This window comes from Actinomycetospora endophytica (genome assembly GCF_021026375.1).
In the GTDB taxonomy this organism is placed as follows: Bacteria; Actinomycetota; Actinomycetes; order Mycobacteriales; family Pseudonocardiaceae; genus Actinomycetospora; species Actinomycetospora endophytica.
The window spans coordinates 422266-439485 of the sequence record NZ_JAJNDB010000005.1 but is presented as its reverse complement, the minus strand read 5'-3'; the positions used below and the strand labels follow the sequence as shown (position 1 = coordinate 439485).

Here is a 17220-nt window from a genome sequence, read left to right as displayed (position 1 = left end):
GGGTCAAGGCCGGGCTATCGGTAGGTCCGCTTCCTGATGGACCTGAAGGACTTCACGAGTACTTCACGCGGCCGCCGCCGACACTTGATCGCGTGCCCGCCGCCCCGCCGCTCGACGAGCGTGCCGCCGTCCGGCGGCTCCTCGACCGGCTCGGGACCGGGGCCCGTCGCCCGGATGTGGACGCCGGGGCGACCGCGGGATTCGACGCCACCCTCGACGCGCTGCTGACCCGCGACGAGCCGCTGCCGACCGACCTGCCGTCGTTCCCGCCGCTGCCCGCCGTGAAGGCCGACGACCCGCGCAAGGACGCCGTCGAGGCCGCTCGTCGGGACCAGGAACAGGCGTCGGTGACGTGGTGGCTGGACCGGATGGCGACCGTCGCCGCACCCCGGGCGGAGAAGCTGACGTGGTTCTGGCACGGCCACTTCGCGACCAGCAACCAGAAGGTCCGCGACCCGCAGAACATGATCGTCCAGAACCAGACGTTCCGGACTCTGGGGCAGGACTCGTTCGAGACGCTCGCCCACGCGATGGTCGTCGACCCGGCGCTGACGCTCTGGTTGGACAACCAGACCAACCGCAAGGGCATCCCGAACGAGAACCTCGGCCGTGAGCTGATGGAGCTGTTCACGCTCGGGGTCGGGCACTACGCCGAGACCGACGTCCGGGAGGCGGCCCGGGCGCTCACCGGCTGGACGTACGAGGACCGGGCGGTGACCTTCGCGCCGACCAAGTTCGACGACGCGCCGAAGACCGTGCTCGGGACGACCGCCGACTACGACGCCGAGGGGCTCGTCTCGATGCTCGCGGCCCGGCCGGAGTCGGCGCGGTTCGTCGCGAGCCGGCTGTGGTTCCGGCTGGTGTCGGCGACCCCGCCGTCGGAGGCCGACCTCGACGCGCTCGTCGCCGCCTACGGGTCGGGCACGGCCGTGCGGCCACTGTTGCGGGCCATTGCGACTACGCCCGCCTTCCGGGACCCGACGACGGCGCTGGTGAAGCAGCCGGTGGAGTGGGCGGTCGGGTTGTCGCGGGCGCTCGGGCGGCCACTCGGGGCGCTGCCGGCGGCCGATCAGAGCAAGGCCCTGAACCAGCTCAAGGGACTCGGACAGGTCCCGTTCGACCCGCCGAACGTGGGCGGCTGGCCCGCGGGCGCGCCCTACCTGACGGCGAGCGCGACGGTGGTGCGGCTCGGGTTCGCGCAGACGTTGCTGAAGGCGGCGCCGCTGTCCGGGCCGGTCGAGCCCCCGCCGTCGGGGAGCAACGCGCGCGTCGAGTGGGCGCGCGCCACCCTCGCCGTCGACGGCTGGAGCGGTCGGACCCGGACGGCGCTGCAGTCGCTCGCCGGCGGCGATCCCCGGCAGCTGCTCGCCGCGGCCGCGGTGAGCCCGGAGTACGTGGTGAGCGTCTGATGCGCACGACCGTCCCGGCCCTGACCCGTCGTCGCTTCCTGACGGCGACCGCGGTGACGGGGGCCGCCGCCCTCGCCGTCGTGGGGGCCACGACGGTGCCGTGGGAGGACCTCTTCGCCTCGGCGGGTGACCTCGACCCGAACGCGGGCGTGCTCGTCGTCGTCACCCTCTACGGCGGCAACGACGGGCTGAACACCGTGGTCCCGGCGTCGGACCCGGCGTACCAGAAGGCGCGGCCGGAGCTCGCCTACCGCGCCCAGGACGTCCTGGACGTCGGTGAGGGAATCGGGCTCAACCCGGCGATGACCGGGCTGAAGGGGCTCTGGGACAGCGGCGAATCGCTGACGATCGTGCGTGGGGTCGGCTACCCGGAGCCCGACCACAGCCACTTCCGCTCGATGGCGATCTGGCAGACCGCGTCCCCGACGAGCCCGAACGGCGCCGGCTGGCTGGGGCGCTGGCTGGACGCGGTGAGCGACGGGTCGGCGGCGGACCCGCTGCGGGCGCTCTCGACGGAGACGGTGCTGCCGCCCTTGCTGGTCGGCGCCGACCGGGCGGGGTCGACGGTCGCGCCCGGCACGCTCGACCTGCCCCGCGGGGCGCTCGGCCGGGCGGTGGCCGGGTTCGCGGCGCCCGACCCGACCGACGACCCGTGGCGGGCGAAGGCCGCGGCCTCGATCGGGCACCTGGGCACGCTGCGCGCGGCGGTCGACCCGGCGATCGAGGGCGGCACGGTGAAGCCCGCCGTCGCGAAGACCGGTGGGAAGGGCGGCGACCTCGGGCACCAGCTCGATCTGATCGCCGGGCTGGTCGAGGCGCGGGTGCCGACGCGGGTGTACTCGGCCTCGCTCGGCGGGTTCGACACCCACGCCGACGAGCGCGGCACCCAGGAACGTCTCCTCGGGCAGCTGGACGCCGCGCTCACCGGGTTCGTGCAGCGGCTCGGCGGATCGGACGCGGGCCGTCAGGTGACGGTGCTCGTGTACTCCGAGTTCGGACGGCGGGTCCAGGCCAACGCCTCGGAGGGCACCGACCACGGCACCGCGAGCCCGGTGCTGCTGCTCGGCGCGGGGATGCGCGGCGGGTTCACGGGCCAGCAGCCCAGCCTGACCGATCTGTACGCGGGGGACCTGCGCGCGCACGTCGACTTCCGCGACGTCTACGCGTCACTGGTCGACAAGGTGCTCGGCGCCGACCCCGACCGCGTGGTGCCGGGGCATCCCGGCGGGACGTTCGCCTTGTAGGTGCGCTGACGCGCTCGTGAGCAGTAATTGACGCCAGGGCGTCAATTACTGCTCACAAGCGCGTCAGCGCACCTGGCGGCGACGTGCGAAGCCGATCCCGCCGATCACCGCGAGCCCGATCTCGGCCACCACCATCAGGACCAGGCCCGCGCCGGGCGCCGCGACCCCCGTCGAGAGCTCGGGGTGCAGCGCACCCGCGCCCCGCGCCGCGGCGACGACGGCCAGCGCGATGGTCACCTGGACGCCGAGCGCGGCCGGGAACGCGAGCCACGGGGTGACACGCTCGTGGCCGAGGACGAGGTCGACCACCGGCAGCAGGGTCAGGACGACGAAGAGCCCCAGCGCGACGAGGGTCGGACCCTTGGCCAGCTCGACCGCGGTCCAGCCGTGCCCGCCCACGCCGATCAGCAGCGGCAGGAACAGTCCGACCACCCCGGTCAGGCAGAGCGCGACAGCAGCCCACGGGCGCGATGTCGGGCTGCAGGTCGCGATCAGGAACCGCGACCGCAGCCGCAGGCCGCCCATCCCGGGGACGTCGAAGCGCCCGCGCGGAACGGACTCGAGGGGGAGCTGCGGGCGGAGAGGGTCGTACTGGTCGGGACGACCGCTCCTGTCCGGGGTGGAATCGTCCCGGGCGAACTCTCCGGCCGGCATGGGGCACTCCTCCCACCACGGTCCCGGGCGTGACGCCGTCGGGACCGGCTCTCTCTCGCGCTGTCTCGAACGGCGTCATACCCGGGCGCCGGAGAGATCACGCAGAACACACGCCACGTCACAGTCCGCTGCGCCCGGCGGGAGGAACCGGGCGTCGGACGTGACTGGTCCGTTCGTGGGCGGGACGAGCCTCCGGTGGTCCGAGCGGCCCGACCGGCCGCCGCAACCGCCGGTGCGCGAGCCACCGTCGCGTTACCCGGCGCCACTGTGACCATCACCGGACGGCGCAGCCATCGGAGATCCGGCCACGCTCCGCTACCGTCTCGGGGTATGGGCGAGCTGGATCGTTCCGCGCGGATTCTCGTCGCGGGCTCGGGGGGACTGGTGGGGTCCGCGGTGGTGCGGGCGCTGCGGGGCGCGGGTTTCACCGATGTGGTGGGGGCCCGGTCGGCGCAGGTGGATCTGCGGGATGCGTCCGCGGCGCGGGAGTTCGTGGCCGGGGTCGATCCGGTGGCGGTGGTGGACGCGGCGGCGCGGGTCGGGGGGATCGCGGCGAACGCGGCGCGGCCGGTGGAGTTCCTGCACGACAATCTGCGGATTCAGGCGAATCTGTTGGATGCGGCGGCCGGGGCGGGGGCCGGGCGGTTCCTGTTCTTGGGGTCGTCGTGTATCTATCCGAAGTTCGCGGAGCAGCCGATCCGGGAGGACTCGTTGTTGACGGGTCCGTTGGAGGCGACGAACGACGCGTACGCGGTCGCGAAGATCGCGGGGATCATGGGTGTGCAGTCGTATCGGCGGGAGTACGGCCTGCCGTGGGTGTCGGCGATGCCGACGAATCTGTACGGGCCGGGGGACAATTTCGATCTGGAGTCCTCGCACGTGCTGCCGGCGTTGATGCGGAAGTTCCACGAGGCGACGGTGCGCGGTGATGCGCGGGTGACGGTGTGGGGGACGGGGACGCCGCGCCGGGAGTTCCTGCATGTGGATGATCTGGCGGCGGCGTGTGTGCATCTGCTGGACGTCTATGACGATCCGTCGCCGATCAACGTGGGTACCGGTGAGGACGTGACGATCGCGGAGCTGGCGGCGTTGGTCGCGCGGACGGTCGGGTTCACCGGCGAGATCGTGTACGACACGTCGCGCCCGGACGGCACGCCGCGCAAGGTGCTGGACGTCTCGCGGATCACCGCGACGGGCTGGAAGCCGCGGATCGGGCTGGCCGAGGGTCTGGCCTCGACGTACCGCTGGTATCTCGACAACTACGTCTCTGGCGAAGGAGCGACGGCGTGAAGCGCGCGCTGATCACCGGGATCACCGGGCAGGACGGTTCGTATCTGACCGAGTTGTTGTTGGCCAAGGGTTACGAGGTGCACGGGATCATCCGGCGTTCCTCGACGTTCAACACCGGTCGGATCGAGCACCTGTATCAGGATCCGCACGACCCGGAGCAGCGCCTCGTTCTCCACTACGGCGACCTGACCGATTCGAGCCGGCTGGTGACGTTGATCGAGAAGGTGCGCCCGGACGAGGTGTATCACCTGGCGGCGCAGTCGCACGTGCGCGTGAGCTTCGACGAGCCGGAGTTCACCGGCAACACCACCGGGCTCGGCACTGCCCGGTTGCTCGAGGCGATCCGGATGGTCGGGATCGACACCCGCTACTACCAGGCCTCGAGCTCGGAGATGTTCGGCGCGACCCCGCCGCCGCAGTCCGAGGTGACCCCGTTCTACCCGCGCTCGCCGTACGGGGCGGCGAAGCTCTACGGCTATTGGATGGCCCGGAACTACCGCGAGGCGCACGGCCTGTTCGCGGTCAACGGGATCCTGTTCAACCACGAGTCCCCGCGCCGCGGCGAGACCTTCGTGACCCGCAAGATCGCTCGCGCCGCCGCCCGGATCGCGCAGGGCAAGGAGGAGTTCGTCTACCTGGGCAATCTGGATGCGGTCCGCGACTGGGGGTATGCGCCGGAGTACGTGGAGGGCATGTGGCGGATGCTGCAGGCCGACCAGGGCGACGACTACGTGCTGGCCACCGGCACGGCGACCACGGTGCGCCAGTGGGTGCAGTACTGCTTCGAGCACGTGGGCGCGGACTGGGAGCGCCACGTGCGGTTCGACGAGGGTTATCTGCGTCCGACCGAGGTGGACTCGCTGATCGGGGACTCCTCGAAGGCCGAGCGGGTGCTGGGCTGGACCGCGCAGACCATGCCCGAGCAGCTCGCCCACATCATGGTCGACGCCGAGCTCCAGGACGCCGGCGTCTCCCGATGAGCCTCATGCCGTGACCGACGCCGGACCGGGCTCGCCGTCCGGGACCGGCTCGCCGTCCGGAACCGGCCCGCCGGCCGGGACCGGCCGTCGGTCCGCCGGCGGCACCCTGTCGCTCTTCCTCGGGCGGATCGGCGGGGTGGCCGGCGCGCTCGTCGTCGGGCAGATCGTTCTCGGCGTCACCTACGTCGTCGGCGCCCGCTCGATCTCGCCGGCCACGCTCGGCCTCGTCGCCACCTGCGCCGCGATCGGGCAGGTCGCGGCCACCGTCGTCGACCTCGGGCTGGTCAACTACCTCGTCCGCGAGGCCGCCGCCGGACGCCTCGACGAGGACCGCGCCCGCGCCGTCGTCGCCGCCAAGCGGCCGTGGGCGCTCGCGGTGCTGCTCGTCGTCGGGCTGGCACCGAGTCTCGTCATCGCGCCGAGCGTGCCGAGCGCGGTCCTGCTCGCGTTCGTCGGGCTCGGGGTGTGGGAGGCCCAGAACGCGAACGGGCTGCTGCGGGCCCGCGAGCAGTTCGCGCGCGCGTCGACCGGGCAGCTCGCGGGGCGGGTCGCGGGCCTCGTCGTCGCCGCGGTCCTGGCCGTGGCCGGGGCCGGGGAGCTCGCGCTGGCCGCCGCGCTGCCGCTGTCGTTCCTGTTCGAGGCCGCGCTCGACCGGGTCTTCCTCGGCGCGGCGGGGGAGCGGCGGCGTCCCGCGCGCGAGCTCGCCGGGCACCACCGGGAGTCGCTGGGCTTCGGGCTCGCGAACCTCGCCGCGTCCGCCCAGCAGCTCGACACCCCGCTGGTGACGGTGGGTGCGGGTGCCTTCCAGGCCGGTCTCTACGCCGCGGGCGGGCGCCTGCTCGGACCGCTCACGTTCCTCGCCAACTCCCTCGGCCTCGTCGCCTCGCCCTGGCTCGCACGAGCCGGTGCCGACGAGGCCGCGCTGCGCGGCGAGGAGCGCCGGGTCCTGCGCGTCGGCGCCGCGCTGTGCCTCGCGCCGCTGGTGGCCGCCGTCGCGGGGCCGCCGCTGATCCCGCTGCTCCTCGGCCCCGAGTACGCCAGCTCCGGCACGGTGTTCGCGATCCTGGCGATCGGCGCCGCCGTCGTCACCCTCAACCAGCCGTTCGCGGTGATCGCCCAGAACCGTGGCCGGCAGCACGCGGTCGCGGTGGGCATCGCGGTCGGGCTGACCGTCGGCCTGCTCGCGACGCTGGTCCTCTCCTGGTGGGGCGGCGCGGTCTGGGCGGCCGTCGGCTACGTGATCAGCCAGATCGTCATCTTCGTGCTGCTCGGCCTGGCGGCGCGCCGGGCGCGACGTGACGGGGTGGTCGGCGTCGCGCCCGCCGTGCCGGAGGGGCCCGAGATCAGCTGAGCCTCACACGTGCGCCGGCATGCGCTTGACGACGTGGAAGAAGTTGCCGGGCATCAGCTCCGGCTCGCCCGCGGTGACGTGCGGGACGCGGGTGAGCAGCTCGGTGAACAGCGCGCGCAGCTGGAAGCGGGCGAGCTGGTTGCCCAGGCAGTGGTGGATGCCGCCGCCGCCGAAGCTGATGTGCGGGTTCGGGTGCCGGGAGAGGTCGAGCTCGTGGGCGCGGTCGATCCGGGTCTCGTCGCGGTTGGCCGAGCTGTAGAACATGACGACCTTGTCGCCCTCGGTGATCTGCTGGCCGCGGAACTCCACGTCGTGCGACGCGGTCCGGCGGAACGTCATGATCGGGGTCGCCCAGCGCACGATCTCCTCGACCGCGGTCTGGATACGGCCCTCGAGGTCCCCGAGGAGCCACTCGCGCTGGTCGGGGTGATCGGTCAGGGCCCGCAGGCCGTGGCTGGTCGACTGCCGCGTCGTGTCGGTGCCCGCGATGGTGAGCAGGCAGAAGAACGCGGCGATGTCGGAGTCGGAGAGCCGCTCGCCGTCGACCTCGGCCTGCACCAGCGCCGTGATGAGGTCGTCCTGCGGGTCGGTCCGGCGCTCGTCGGCCAGGCGGATGCAGAGCTGGTGGGTGGAGACGATCGCCTGGAACATCCGGGTCAGGCGCTCCTCCTGGGTGTGCCCGACGAGCTCCGGGTCGTGCCACCCGACGAGGACCTTCATCTCGCGGTTGGCCTCCTGCCGGTCGCCCTCCGGCACGCCCATCATGTCGTTGATGTTGTGCATCGGGAGCAGCTCGGCGCACTCCGCGACGAACTCGGCGGTGCCGCCACCGGCCTCGGCCTTCTCGACGAGGTTGTCGACGACCTTGCGGGCGTTGGCCTCGATGCGGTCGTTGATCCGGCGCATCTGCTTGGGCGTGAACGCCGCCGAGACCAGCTTGCGCATCTTCGAGTGCCGGGGCGGGTCCATCGCGATGATCGACTGGGCGGCCTCGACGAGCTCCGACGGGGCGCTCTCCATGAGGATCCCGGGCCCGGAGAGGAAGTCGTCGTTGCGCTTGGTGACCTCGACGAGGTCGTCGTACGTCGTCACCGCCCAGAAGCCGAAGTCCTCGGGGTCGTCGAGCAGCGAGTCCTCCATCGGCGGGTGCCACGTGATCGTGCCGCGCTCACGCAGCCGGGCGAACGTCTTCTCCCGCTCGTCGCCGGTCGTCGACCAGAAGGCCCGGGACGAGATGTCCTCGTCGTCGTAGGGCCGGTCCGGGTTGCCGCTGGCGCTGCTGGTGGCGTGCTCGCTCATGTCGCGACCTCCATGTCGTGGCGGTGGTCACGATGGTGGACACATCGGCGGTTTGTGTCAAGACACGATGAGGACTTGTGTCCACGATGTGGATGCTGGTGCCTGTTGTGTCTAAGGTTGGCGTTCGTGACGAACCCGTACCGCGACTCCGCGCGCCGGCTCATGCGGGACGCCGCGCTGGACGTCGCCGCCGACGAGGTCCTCGCGCACGGCTGGGACGGGCTGCAGATGCGCGCGGTCGCGACCCGGATCGGCGTGAGCCGCCAGACCCTCTACAACGCCTTCGGGGACAAGCACGGCCTCGCCCACGCGCTGATCATGCGGCTGCTCGACCGGTTCCTCGACGGCGTCGACGCCGCGATCGCGCGGGAGAGCTCACTGCGCGACCGGTGGGAGGCGACGGTGCGCTTCGTGCTCGAGGCGGCCGTCTCCGAGCCACTGCTGCGTGCGGTGCTCACCGGCACCAGCAGCGATGAGTTCCTGCCGCTGCTCACCAGCGACGGCGGGCCGCTCGTCACCCGCGCCCGCGACCACGTGGTCGCGTCGATGATCACGCACCACCCGGATCTCGACCCGGCGCCGCTCGCCGAGGTCGCCGAGTCGATCACCCGTCTCGTGATCAGCCACGTGGTGCTGCCGTTGCACGCGCCGCAGGAGGTCGCCGGGCACCTGGCGGATCTCGCGGTCGCGGACACCCGGGTGCGGAGCCACTAGGGCGCGGTGTTCCGCACTCGCGATACCAGGCAGTTGATCTTGGCGAGCGCGGCCCGGCGGGCGCCGCGCTCGCCAAGATCAATTGCCTGGCGCGCCGGCCGGGGTCAGGACCCGGAGGTGGGCGTGTTCGTCGTGGACGGGCGCGGGGAACGGGTGCGAGCCGGTCGGGTGCCGTTCTCGGTCGACTCAGGCCCGTGACCGTTGCCGGTGGTCCGCGTCGTGCGGCTCCCGGGTGGCGCGCGCCCGGGCCGGCTTCTCGGCTAAGTCGCGCCCTCGACGGTCGTGGTCGCGCCCTCGGGAACAGCGTGCGGGTGGTCGCACGGATCGCCCGGCGCGGGCGGGTGCCGTTGGTGCTCCACGACGATGTTCCCTCGCCGGGGGCCGGGCCTTGCTCGACGGAGCGCTCGACGCGTTATCAAGGCGTCGGCGGACGTCGCCGCGGACGGCGTCGGCTCCGTCGCCTCGCCGCCGGATCGTCGTGGACGCCGCCTTCACCGCACACGCCGCGCTGGTCGGTGGCCCGCGACCCGACGTCGTCGTCGCCGTGAGCCCGGTCCTCCTGACGGTGCTCGCCGAGCTCCGGTGGCGCCGCGAGGGGCGGACCGCGCTCGGCGTCGTCATCCAGGACCTCTACAGCCGGGCGCTGGCCGAGACCCGCATGACCTCCTCGCGCCTCCCCGGCTGGGGCGCGAAGCTCGAGGGTGCGCTGCTCTCCCGCGCCGACCGGGTCGCCGTCGTGCACCCGCAGTTCGGCGGGCCGCTCGCCGACCTCGGCGTCGATCCCGCTGCGACTGGGTCGAGGGGTTGGCCGCAGGACGCCGGGTGTCGGGTGTGAGGTCCCGGGCGGTGGCGTGATCGGGGCGCTCGGCCGGACGCTCCCTCGTGACTAGGCAATTGATCTTGCCGAGCGCGCCAGCGCGCGGGTCCGGTGATCAGGGAGTCGCTGCGCGGCGAGAAGGAGATCCGCTCGACCTGTAGTGACTCCCTCGGCCGACCGGCGGCTCCCTCGCCCGGCGGGCCGAGCGAGCGCTCACGGGGTGCAGCGGGGGAGCCCCCGCCCGCCGCGATCACCCCGCACCACGTACACCTCCGAGAGGTAGCCGGTCCGGCCGTCCGGGAACGAGGCGCGGTACCAGAGGTCGGAGCGGGCGTTGTCGGGATTGGACTGCGCGGTCGGGTCGGAGAGGTCCCAGTTCCACATGAGCTGACCCTGGGTCCAGCAGTTGGCGACGACGGCCGCCCCCGACGCCATCTCGGTGCCGGGCACCTTGCAGGACCGGTCGGGGGAGGCGCAGTAGGCGAGCGCCTGGGTCGACAGGTAGGCGGGCGTGCGGTCCTCGACCAGCCGGTCCGGGCCGAGCGCCACCTTGTTCTGCACCTCGATCGCCTCGACGGTCTGGGGCACGATCGGCGGCCCCGGGACTGTGACCCGGCCCAGCACGAACCCGAGCGCCCCGATCACCAGCACCCCGACGACGGCCGCGGCGAGGACCGCCCGACGACGGGATCGGGCCGGCTCCGGCGCGGGCGGTGCACCAAGCGCAACAGGCGAGGCGGGCGGGGCCGCGGGGCGGTCGTCGACACCCGGCGCGCCGGCGCCCCGCTCACCCGGACCCGGCGTCGAGCCCGCACCCGTCGTCGGGCCCTCACCCGTCGTCGGGCCCGCACCCGGCACGCCGGCACCCGGGGCGCCGGCACCCGGCGTCGAGCGAGCATCCGACGTCCCCGCACCCGACGTCCCCGCACCCGACGTCCCCGCACCCGACGTCCCCGCACCCGACGTCCCCGCACCCGCCGTCCCCACCCCGGGACGCAGCGCGAGCCAGCGCTCGTACCAGTCGGCGGGGTCGCCGTCGCAGGCGCGGACGAAGTCCTCGACGGTCTCCCAGCGGGGCAGGTGCTGGCCGGCCGACGCGTCGGCGAGGGCGGTCTTCGAGCGCCCGGTGCGGCGGGCCATCGTCGCGAACTTCGGGGTCCCGGCGCGGGTGCGCAGCGCACGCAGGTCCCGGGCGAACTCGACGAGCGGGCCACCGTCGGGATCCAGCTCGCGCTGCGGTCGTGGCATCGGCGACTTCCCCCCGGAGTTCGGCCGCACCAGAGATTATCGAAAGTCGAACGATCTCGTGGGGCCACTCCCGCGCTCCACCGCACGGTCCGGGGCTCCCCCCGCGTGCCGGGCCGTGCGTCCCCCCGTGGCACCGGCGATCCTCTCCGGTGGGAGCGCGGGAGTGGCACCGGAGGAATACGTCGCCGGGCAGCGGGCCGACAGTGATCCGGACAACGGGCGACGGCGGTCTATCCGCGTCCCTGACGGTCTATCCAGGGGTTGACGCCGTGACGGTCCGACGACCCCCGGCGCACCCGAACCCGACCCCGAGGAGGTCCGAGAGCGATGCCGAAGCCGCCGCTGCCCGACGAGGTCCAGCAGTTGCTCGCCCGCCCCAACCCGAGCGTCATCACGTCCCTACGTCCGGACGGGTCCCCGGTGTCGGTGGCGACCTGGTACTTCTGGGAGAACGGCCGGGTCCTGGTCAACATGGACGACGCCCGGACCCGGGTGCGCTACCTGCGCGACGACCCGCGCACCACGATCACCGTGCTCGCCGACGACGACTGGTACACCCACGTCTCGATGCAGGGCCGCGTCGTGGAGTGGGCGGCCGACGAGGGGCTCGTCGACATCGACCGGATTTCGCGCCACTACACCGGCGAGCCCTACCCGGTCCGGGACCGGACCCGGGTCAGCGCCTGGATCGAGGTCGACCGCTGGCACGGCTGGGGCAGCGCGAAGGCGAGCGACAACCCCGCGAACTGAGCGTCAGGCCCCGTCGAGGGGCTCCGGCGCGCCCGGGCCGTCGATCCGGGCGACCGTGTCGGCGGTCCAGGGCGCGTCGAGCAGCATCCGCGGGGTGACGAGGGCGGACGGCAGCAGCCGACCGGTCAGCTCCCACCCCTTCTGCGGTGTGCGGCGGCCGGCGTAGCGCGCGGTGAGCGTGCGCCGGTCGTCCGCGCGGCGGGCGCTCGCGAGGATGTCGCGCGCGACGGTGTCGAGGAACGCCGGCGCCTCGATGTCGAGCGCGTCGACGAGGCGGTCGAGCGAGTCCTGGCACTCGTCGCCGGTCGCCGCGTCCAAGTAGAGCTCCATCATCGAGCCGAGCAGCCCGTCCCGGGCCGGCGGCGCCGGGGCGGGGCGGACACCGCCCGGGGGCTCGAGTGCGGAGAGTGGAAACCGCTCGCCGAAGGCGCGGGCGACCACCTCCGCGCAGTAGAAGGTCCGCTCACCCGGTGCGCCCTCCCAGGCGCGGGCCGCGTCGATCGCCAGCTCGCGGATCGTCGTGCCCGCCTCGTGGTCGAACAGCGACCGGTCGAACGACGCGAGCGCGATCGCCACGATGAGGATCTTCGGGACGCAGAAGGACCCGTCGTCGGGCAGCCGGAGCCGGTGCACCGCCGCGACGGCCTTGGCTCGCGCCGTCGGCGAGGGCACCGCGAGCCGGTACACCGACTGGCCCTTGTCCCAGAAGTGCTCGAACTTCTCGGCCCGCAGCCCCGACAGATCCCACGGCTCGGACGGCACGAACGACTGGTGCGCCGACGCGATCACGCCGTCCCCGAGGGCGAGACCGCTGTGCGAAAATGCCGACCCGTCGAGGCGGGTGATCATCCGACCGAGTGGCTCGTCGGGCATCGGGGTCACCAGCAGTATGTCGCCGGGCTCGACCTGTTCTGGCCGGATGACGGCGTCCGTCGTACTGTGATGGGTGATAGTCACTGTGAGTCACGCCTTGGGGGGCCGGTGACGGAGATTCGTCTTCTCGGCACGGTCGAGGTCACCGGTGCTGATGTGCCGCGCAGCGCGCTGCTGCGCACGCTGCTCGCCCTGCTCGCGCTGGACCCGGGCCGGCCGGTCCCGACGTCCACGCTCATCGACGAGCTCTACGGGGAGTCGCTGCCCCAGCACCCCGCCGCCGCCCTGCACGTGCAGGTCACCCGCCTGCGCAAGCTGGTCGCGCCCGCGAAGGTCGCGAGCACCGGCGGCGGGTACGCCCTCGAGGTCTCCCGCGCCGAGGTGGACCTCTGCCGCTTCCACGACGCCGAGCCCGACGTCGCGCTGCGCAGCATCGACGGCGAGCCGTTCCCCGGCTGCCGTCCCGCGCCCCGGCTGGAGACCGAGCGTCGTCGGGTCGAGGTCCGCTGGCTCGAGCTCGTCGAGGACAAGGCCCGCCGCCTGCTCGACGACGACCAGCCCGGCGTCGCCCTCTCCGTCGCCTCGCCCGCGCTGGCCGGCCATCTCGACCGCGAGCACCTCGCCGCCCTCGTCGCGACGTCCCTGCACCGGCTCGGGCGTTCCGGGGAGGCGCTGCGCACCATCGCCGCCACCCGCCGGGAGCTCAAGATCGAGCACGGGCTCGACCCGGGCTCCGAACTGCGCGCCGTCGAGCGCACCGTCCTCGAGGCCCGGGACCGCAGTTCCACGGCCGGACGGGTCGTCGTCGGCCGTGAAGGGCCGCTCGCGACGATCCGGGAGGGGCTGGACGACCCCGAGGCCGGGCGCATCGTGCTCGTCGCCGGGGAGGCGGGGATCGGGAAGTCGACCCTGCTCGGGGCGGCCGCCGGGGAGGCCCGCAGTCGGGGCGCCCGCGTCGGGCGCGGGCTCTGGGAGCACGACCAGGCGCCGTTCGCGGCGTGGGTCGAGGCCCTGCACGGCGTCGGGGTGGAGCCGCCCGCGCTGCGCGACCCCGCGCCGGGCCGCACGCTGCGGCGCCGTCTCGCCCTCGTCGCCGGCGACGCCCAGGTCCTGGTCACGCTCGACGACGGGCACCGCGCGGACCCCGCGTCGCTCGACGTGCTGCGGGCCCTCGGCCGGGCGGGGGTGCCGCCGGGCGTCGTCGTGCTCGTCGCGGCCCGGGAGCCCGACGCCGTCACGCACCCGGCGTGGAGCGACGCGGCGGCCGACCTCGCCCCGCTCGACGGGGTCGAGCGCCTCGTCCTGGGCGAGCTGGACGAGGCGGGCACGCGCGCGCTGGTCGGCACGGAGCTGGGGGAGACCCTCGCGGGGGCGCTCTGGGCGCGTACCGGCGGCCATCCGCTGCACCTGTCGGCACTGCTCGCCGAGATCCGGGATCTGCCCGACGACGAGGCCCGGGTCGCGGCCACCGCGCAGGTCCCGGAGCGGCTGCGCCCACTGCTCGCCCATCAGCTGGAGCAGCTGCCCGAGCCCTGCCGGGCCGGCCTGGAGGCCCTGGCCGTCCTGGGCTCGATCCCGCTGACCGACCTGGCCGGCGCGGTCGGGATCCCGGCGCGCCGGCTCGCCGCCGACCTGCGGCCCGCCCTCGCCCTGACCCTCGTCGAGCCGACCCCGGACGGCTTCGCGTTCCGCCACGAGCTCACCGCGGCCGCCGTCCTGGACACCGTGCCCCCGGTGGTCGCCGCCCAGCTGCACCTGGCCCGGTACGAGGTGCTGCCCGCCGAGGCGTCGCCGTTCACCGTGCTGCGCCACGCCGTCGGGGCGGCCGCCCTGCTGCCCGCGGCCACCGTCGCCGACGCGCACCTGCCCGCGATCCTCGTGGCCTACCGCGACGGCGCCCTCGCCGAGGCGGAGAGCCTGCTCGAGGCCGCCCGGGAGCACACCTCCCGGCCCTGCCGGGTCGCGCTGCTGCGGGGGCTGGTGCTCGAGGCCCGCGGACGGGTCGACGAGGCCGCCGAGGAGTTCGACGCGGTGGTCGCGGACCCGGGCGCGGACGTCGCCGACGCCGTCGCCGCCGCGATGGGCGACGACGCCCAGGGGCCCTCCGTCGCCGGCCGGCCGCGGCGTCTGGAGCGGCTGCGCGGGGTGCGGGAGCTGCCCCTCGACGACCGGCAGCGGGCCCGGGTGCTGCGCGGGATGATCACCGAGGAGCAGCAGCTCGTCGGTGTCACCGAGACGCCCTCGCTGGTCGCCGAGCTGATGGCGCTCGGGGAAGGCGGGGCCGACCCGCACGTGGCCGCCGAGGTCGCCGTCGCCACCGCCTTCCTCCAGCTCGACGCGGCGGTGCCCGCGGCCGAGCGCGTCGAGACCTGCCTGCGGGCCCGGGATCTGGCCGAGGCGGCGGGCGAGGTGACGCTGCGCTTCGAGGCCGACGAGCTGCTCGTCGCGGCGCTCGTGGCCGCGGGCCGGCTCTCGGACGCCCTCGCCCGGCACGACGCGCTCGCGCCCGAGGCGGAGCGGCGTCACCGGCCCCGCACGATGTGGGCGACCCGGCTGCTGGACGCCTCGATGGCCCTCGCGGTCGGCAAGGTCGCGGACGCCGACGAGATCGCGCAGGAGGCGTTCAGTCGCGGTCAGGAACTCGGGATCCCGGACGCACTCGGCGGCTACTTCGTGCACCTGGTCGCCCGCCACCTGCTCGGCGGCGACATGCCGGTCCTCGGTGGCCTGCCCGCCACCGCGGCCGGCATGTACCCGCGGGTCTCGGCCTGGCGCGCCTGCGCCGCCGTCGACGCCGTGCACGCCGGCGACGCGTCCACCGCCCGGACCCGCCTGACCGAGTTCCACGAGCAGCGGGAAGGGCGCGAGGGCGGGCTGTTCGACCGCAGCGGGCTCTGCCTCGCCGCGTGTGCCGCCTACGCGGTCGGTGACGGGGTTACGGCCGCTCTCGTCCTCGACGCCATGCCCGCCGACCCGGGGGCCACCGTCGTCGTCGGGATCGGGGCCGCGGTGTTCGGCCCGCTCGATCTCTACCGGGGCCTCGCCATGTCGGCGCTCGGGGACACCGCGGGAGCCCTCGAGCTCTTCCGCTGCGCCGCGGCGACGGCCGGCGGTCTCGGATGGACCCCGTGGGTCGACGCCGCCGAGATTCTCGTCGCCGAGCACGGGCACGACGGAGGACCGGTCCCGGCGTCGCCCCCCGCCACGCCGGTACCGGCCCTGCCTCTGGGACTCCGACCGGTGCGCTGAGCGCGACCCCGCCCCGCCGTCGTCCACGACGTGATCGAACCGGATGGGCCTTTCCACATCCTTTCGCGTGCACGTGACGTGGCCTTCGCGACGACAGGAGCATGATCGTGGAGGAGGTGCGGCATGCGGGCTGGGCTCGTGCGGGCGGGAGCCACGGTCTTCTCGACGGCGGGTGCGGTCGCCGTGCTGCTGCCGGAGGCCCTCGGGCTCGACCGCAGGCCGCCCTGGCCGATCGTCACCGCCTTCCGGCCCCGTCTCGCCGTCGGGACCGGGGTCCTGGGGCTGGCCGTCGGGGCCCGTCCGGGGCCGTGGCGTCCGGCCGCGGTCGGGGTGTCGACGGTGGCCGCGGCTGCGCTGGGCCTCTCCGCGTGGCGCCACCGGCGGCGTCCCGAGCCGGCTCCGGTCGGCTCCGAGCCGTTGTCGGTGCTCGGTGCGAACGTGTGGCTCGGGCGGGCCGACCCGGCGGCGCTGGGCGCGACGATCGCGGCCGAGCGGCCCGACGTCGTCGTGCTGCCAGAGGCGGGCGACCCGTTCCGCAAGCGCCTGCTCGACGACCTCGAGGGGTACCGGGCGTGGTCCTGTGCCCCGGGTCGGCGCGCCGTGGAGGCCACGGGCGCCGACGACGGGCCGTGCCTGACGCTGCTCACGGCCGAGCGGCTGGGCGAGGTGGACGTGACCGTGGGGTCGACGGACACCCGGTCGGGCTGGGTGGTGGTGAGCGGGGGCGGTCTCGGCCCGGTCCGGGTGCTCGGCGTGCACCCCGCGGTCCTGCTGCCCGACACGACCCCGGACTGGGCGCGCGAGCTCGCCCTGCTGCGTCCGTGGCTCGCGGACCCGGCGCGGCCCACGATCGTGGTCGGGGACCTGAACGCGACGCTCGAGCACGGGCCGCTGCACGACGCGCTCGGCCCGGCGCGTCCGGTGACCCGGCGGGTGGCGGCCACCTGGCCGTCACGGTGGCGGCGGGCGTTCGGCGTGACGATCGACCACGTGCTGGTCACGGGGCCGGTCCGCGCCCGGTCGGTCGAGGTCCTCGACGTGCCCGGTAGCGACCATCGTGCGGTGCTTGCCCGATTCATGTGGTGAGGTTTCGGCAGATACCCGACGGTGCAGAGCGCGAAACGTGTTTCTCCGTGACGGCTCCGAGATCGAAAATTTGAGACCGATCTGCCGGTACTTCTCCTACTCAGCGGCCCGGTTGCGTGTTACGGAACGATAATCGAGAAATCGTCGTGATCTCCCCGTGACCATCCTGCGGATCACCTCGTTACGGGATTCAGGCAACGGTCCGCGACCGACGCCATGCCGGTTCGGGGGATGTCGCCACGGGTGCTCCCTGCCG

Annotated in this window: 14 protein-coding genes; 10 read left to right on the top strand and 4 right to left on the bottom strand. The window is 74.0% G+C overall.

Going from position 1 to position 17220, the window contains the following annotated elements; all coding sequences use genetic code 11:
* Window positions 1-92 precede the first annotated feature (92 nt).
* Together LQ327_RS22985 and LQ327_RS22980 are read left to right on the top strand one after the other, a co-directional pair.
* A complete protein-coding gene (locus LQ327_RS22985) occupies window positions 93-1409 on the top strand; it encodes a DUF1800 domain-containing protein (protein ID WP_230738097.1) in 1317 nt (438 codons plus the stop codon).
* Entirely contained in the window at window positions 1409-2653 is a 1245-nt protein-coding gene (locus tag LQ327_RS22980; RefSeq protein WP_230738096.1) for a DUF1501 domain-containing protein, read from the top strand. The genes LQ327_RS22985 and LQ327_RS22980 overlap by 1 nt, the downstream gene beginning before the upstream one ends.
* Before the next feature lie 63 nt (window positions 2654-2716).
* Here LQ327_RS22980 and LQ327_RS22975 read toward each other — a convergent pair whose 3' ends face one another.
* Window positions 2717-3307, bottom strand: a complete 591-nt coding sequence (locus LQ327_RS22975; RefSeq protein ID WP_230738095.1) for a hypothetical protein — start codon at window positions 3305-3307, stop codon at window positions 2717-2719.
* A gap of 330 nt (window positions 3308-3637) precedes the next feature.
* On the opposite strand from LQ327_RS22975, the gene LQ327_RS22970 reads away from it, so the two are divergent.
* Genes LQ327_RS22970 through LQ327_RS22960 form a run of 3 tightly spaced genes read left to right on the top strand, consistent with a single transcriptional unit; the run spans window position 3638 to window position 6928 of the window.
* Entirely contained in the window at window positions 3638-4597 is a 960-nt protein-coding gene (locus LQ327_RS22970) for a GDP-L-fucose synthase family protein (protein WP_230738094.1), read from the top strand.
* The gene (gmd, locus tag LQ327_RS22965) at window positions 4594-5577 is read left to right on the top strand and encodes a GDP-mannose 4,6-dehydratase (RefSeq protein ID WP_230738093.1); all 984 of its coding nucleotides are present in this window, start codon (window positions 4594-4596) and stop codon (window positions 5575-5577) included. Before LQ327_RS22970 ends, gmd begins: the two co-directional genes overlap by 4 nt.
* A gap of 10 nt (window positions 5578-5587) precedes the next feature.
* Window positions 5588-6928, top strand: coding sequence for a lipopolysaccharide biosynthesis protein (locus LQ327_RS22960; protein ID WP_230738092.1), 1341 nt, complete (start codon window positions 5588-5590; stop codon window positions 6926-6928).
* 3 nt (window positions 6929-6931) lie between these two features.
* On the opposite strand, the gene LQ327_RS22955 is transcribed toward LQ327_RS22960, so the two are convergent.
* Complete coding sequence (locus LQ327_RS22955; RefSeq protein WP_230738091.1) at window positions 6932-8227, bottom strand: cytochrome P450; 1296 nt, start codon at window positions 8225-8227, stop codon at window positions 6932-6934.
* A gap of 126 nt (window positions 8228-8353) precedes the next feature.
* Here LQ327_RS22955 and LQ327_RS22950 point away from each other — a divergent pair, with 126 nt between their 5' ends.
* A complete protein-coding gene (locus LQ327_RS22950) occupies window positions 8354-8941 on the top strand; it encodes a TetR/AcrR family transcriptional regulator (RefSeq protein WP_230738090.1) in 588 nt (195 codons plus the stop codon).
* Between the two features lie 478 nt (window positions 8942-9419).
* Window positions 9420-9776: a glycosyltransferase gene (locus tag LQ327_RS22945; protein ID WP_230738089.1), complete on the top strand. Its 357-nt coding sequence runs from the start codon at window positions 9420-9422 to the stop codon at window positions 9774-9776.
* Window positions 9777-9971: 195 nt separating this feature from the next.
* Here the strand turns inward: LQ327_RS22945 and LQ327_RS22940 are convergent, their stop codons facing one another.
* Window positions 9972-11006, bottom strand: a complete 1035-nt coding sequence (locus LQ327_RS22940; protein WP_230738088.1) for a transcriptional regulator — start codon at window positions 11004-11006, stop codon at window positions 9972-9974.
* 327 nt (window positions 11007-11333) lie between these two features.
* Between LQ327_RS22940 and LQ327_RS22935 the strand changes: the two genes are divergently transcribed.
* Window positions 11334-11756 carry a pyridoxamine 5'-phosphate oxidase family protein gene (locus LQ327_RS22935; protein ID WP_230738087.1) on the top strand — a complete coding sequence of 141 codons (423 nt, stop codon included), beginning with the start codon at window positions 11334-11336 and terminating at the stop codon, window positions 11754-11756.
* 3 nt (window positions 11757-11759) lie between these two features.
* On the opposite strand, the gene LQ327_RS22930 is transcribed toward LQ327_RS22935, so the two are convergent.
* The gene (locus tag LQ327_RS22930; RefSeq protein WP_230738086.1) at window positions 11760-12629 is read right to left on the bottom strand and encodes a hypothetical protein; all 870 of its coding nucleotides are present in this window, start codon (window positions 12627-12629) and stop codon (window positions 11760-11762) included.
* A 108-nt stretch (window positions 12630-12737) separates the two neighbouring features.
* On the opposite strand from LQ327_RS22930, the gene LQ327_RS22925 reads away from it, so the two are divergent.
* Entirely contained in the window at window positions 12738-15878 is a 3141-nt protein-coding gene (locus LQ327_RS22925; protein ID WP_230738085.1) for an ATP-binding protein, read from the top strand.
* A gap of 123 nt (window positions 15879-16001) precedes the next feature.
* Window positions 16002-16964 (top strand): endonuclease/exonuclease/phosphatase family protein, encoded by a 963-nt coding sequence (locus LQ327_RS22920; protein ID WP_230738084.1) that lies wholly within the window; start codon window positions 16002-16004, stop codon window positions 16962-16964.
* Window positions 16965-17220: the final 256 nt, after the last annotated feature.

What these genes read in the sequence shown, in the direction of transcription:
- LQ327_RS22980 (WP_230738096.1), top strand. Translation starts at nt 1,409, where the DNA reads ATGCGCACGACCGTCCCGGCCCTGACCCGTCGTCGCTTCCTGACGGCG.
- LQ327_RS22975 (WP_230738095.1), bottom strand. Translation starts at nt 3,307, where the DNA reads ATGCCGGCCGGAGAGTTCGCCCGGGACGATTCCACCCCGGACAGGAGC.
- LQ327_RS22970 (WP_230738094.1), top strand. Translation starts at nt 3,638, where the DNA reads ATGGGCGAGCTGGATCGTTCCGCGCGGATTCTCGTCGCGGGCTCGGGG.
- LQ327_RS22955 (WP_230738091.1), bottom strand. Translation starts at nt 8,227, where the DNA reads ATGAGCGAGCACGCCACCAGCAGCGCCAGCGGCAACCCGGACCGGCCC.
- LQ327_RS22940 (WP_230738088.1), bottom strand. Translation starts at nt 11,006, where the DNA reads ATGCCACGACCGCAGCGCGAGCTGGATCCCGACGGTGGCCCGCTCGTC.
- LQ327_RS22935 (WP_230738087.1), top strand. Translation starts at nt 11,334, where the DNA reads ATGCCGAAGCCGCCGCTGCCCGACGAGGTCCAGCAGTTGCTCGCCCGC.
- LQ327_RS22930 (WP_230738086.1), bottom strand. Translation starts at nt 12,629, where the DNA reads ATGCCCGACGAGCCACTCGGTCGGATGATCACCCGCCTCGACGGGTCG.
- LQ327_RS22920 (WP_230738084.1), top strand. Translation starts at nt 16,002, where the DNA reads ATGCGGGCTGGGCTCGTGCGGGCGGGAGCCACGGTCTTCTCGACGGCG.